This window comes from Pyrobaculum sp., from assembly GCF_049971835.1.
GTDB lineage: Archaea > Thermoproteota > Thermoprotei > Thermoproteales > Thermoproteaceae > Pyrobaculum.
Genome location: NZ_JBMFKV010000294.1, coordinates 1 through 1,954, shown reverse-complemented (window position 1 = coordinate 1,954; position 1,954 = coordinate 1). Strand labels below are relative to the sequence as shown.

The 1,954-nt window shown below is 65.0% G+C and carries 4 protein-coding genes; all 4 read left to right on the top strand.

Annotated features, from left to right (window positions below; all coding sequences use genetic code 11):
* Window positions 1–499: hypothetical protein (locus tag ACP5J3_RS13860; RefSeq protein ID WP_428496222.1), on the top strand; the 499-nt coding region annotated here is incomplete at its 5' end.
* Complete coding sequence (locus ACP5J3_RS13855; protein ID WP_428496221.1) at window positions 496–960, top strand: hypothetical protein; 465 nt, start codon at window positions 496–498, stop codon at window positions 958–960. The genes ACP5J3_RS13860 and ACP5J3_RS13855, both read left to right, overlap by 4 nt.
* A complete protein-coding gene (locus ACP5J3_RS13850; protein ID WP_428496220.1) occupies window positions 957–1,583 on the top strand; it encodes a hypothetical protein in 627 nt (208 codons plus the stop codon). The genes ACP5J3_RS13855 and ACP5J3_RS13850 overlap by 4 nt, the downstream gene beginning before the upstream one ends.
* The coding region (locus ACP5J3_RS13845; protein WP_428496219.1) for a hypothetical protein at window positions 1,580–1,954 on the top strand (375 nt) is incomplete at its 3' end. The genes ACP5J3_RS13850 and ACP5J3_RS13845, both read left to right, overlap by 4 nt.

Sequence of the window (1,954 nt, the reverse complement as noted above, 5' to 3'; positions counted from 1 at the left end):
GCGCGGCATTATGCTGAGGCAGGGGGTGGGGGTCTACACGGCGCCGCACGTCGTGGTGGGCCGCGACATGTCGCCGCAGGAGGAGCAGGTATTCGCCGCCTACTCGGCAATCTGCAGAGACATGAGCATGAAGCAGTGCATCGACGAGCTGTGGCGGAGGCTCAGCGAAAAAACCGCCCTCGTCTACGACGTGAAGCCCGTGGCGAGGGACATAGTCTTCGCGGTGCAGGTGGACAGGTCGAAGTTCCTGTCTCTCATGTTCAGCAAAGCGCAACTCGACGCCCAGCTCATCATAAACGCGATTCAGCTGGCGGAGAGGCTGTCGCGGAACTACAGAGCGATGCAGACGGTGCTGAGGTTCTTGGAGAGGAGCCAGGCGGCGAGGCTCACCCCGCTGATACTCCTCATAGTCCTCGGCTTCGTGGCGCTACTCGTACTGCCTCAACTGCTCCCCGCCCTCCAGCAGGCCTTCGGCCACATACTCCCCGCGCCGAGGTGATGGTCGACGTGGGCGCCTCGCTCCTCTACCTCCTCGCCTACGCCGCCGGCGGCCTGCCGCCGAGGCGCCTCGCCAACGTGCTGTGGGACTGGGGCGGCGCCTACGTGGCGTACCCATACGCCGCGGGGTACCTCCCCCGGCAACTAGACGCGGAGGCGCTGGAGGTCCTGCGCCACGCCTACGACTACGGCAACTACGTCGCCGCCGCGTGGATTTGGCCTGATAGGCTCACGAAATCGGTGGAGCTGTGGCTCTTCTTCGCCTCGCACTACATAAAAATTAAACACAGGTGGCTGAGGAGGGTGATGTCTTTCTGCGGCTGGAACAAGACGTGCATCCACGAAACGGGCCACGCCGCCGTGAGGTGGATATACAGCAACTGCATCGCCGCAGTCGTGTGGAGCTTCCCAGACCCACGCGTCTACGACTGGAAAGCCGTTACTAAATACGGCAGGACATGAGCGCGAGGAGGAGGAAGGCGCAGGCGGGCGAGCCTGCGGGCGGGGGCGGTGGGGGAGGCGCACCTCCGCCCGGCCCCACAGCTGTGGGGACATCGGGAGGCGGTGCAGGCGGCGGAGCCCCGCCGGGGTACCTCAGTCTGGAGGCGTTTGTGCGTCAGTACAACCCCCAGCTCTTCGCCTCGCTTCTCCGCGAGCTGACGGAGGCGCCTGTGGCGGGGGACAGGGTGAGGCAGAGGTACTACGAGATGCTCCGCTCCACACTGGCCCTCCCCGCCACGCTCTTCACGAGGACACTCGCCGCGGCTAAGACCGTCGCCTCGGAGGAGGCCTTCGTCGAGTACGCCCTCGCCGTCTACCACACGCTGTGGGCCGAGGTGGTCCACACCCACCTGGCGACCCTCTGGCGGAGGATAGAGGAGGCGAGGGGAGACGAGAAGCAACTCGTCGCCGTGCTCAAGGAATACGCGGAGACTCTAGAGGCGCTCAACATGCTGGACCCCGTCCTCCAGGCAATAGCGGAGGGCGTCGCCTCAATCGCAGTCCCCGCGTCCCGCGCCCCGCTACAGCTGTCGTTTTCGCTGATAGGTCGTATATTAAGACTCGTGAAGAGGGGGAGTGAATGATTGCCTTTATAGCGGCTCTGCTCACAGCTGTGGTGGCGGGGTACGTGAGGCGGGAGCTCAGCCCCGCCTCCGTGCTGAGAGACGCCGCCCTCCTCACCTTCATCTACGCCGGCGCCATCTTCATGTGGACCGCCTGGGTAGAGGCCGGCACCCTCAGCCTCCACAACCTACTCTCTCCCTTATGGTACACACAGGTACCGGCCTTCCGCGACACCCTGTGGTCAGCCGCCGCCGGCGCCTTTACGCTGTTTTTGTCTATCATCATAGAACACCTGGAGGAGGTGGCGAGGCGCATCCCCCGCCCCGCGCTGAGGCGCCGCAGACGTGTGGACTCCGCGAGCAGAGCCGCCGGAACCCCTCAGCAGGCACCA

Coding starts and splice junctions, on each gene's coding strand:
- ACP5J3_RS13850 (WP_428496220.1), top strand. CDS start 957: ATGAGCGCGAGGAGGAGGAAGGCGCAGGCGGGCGAGCCTGCGGGCGGG.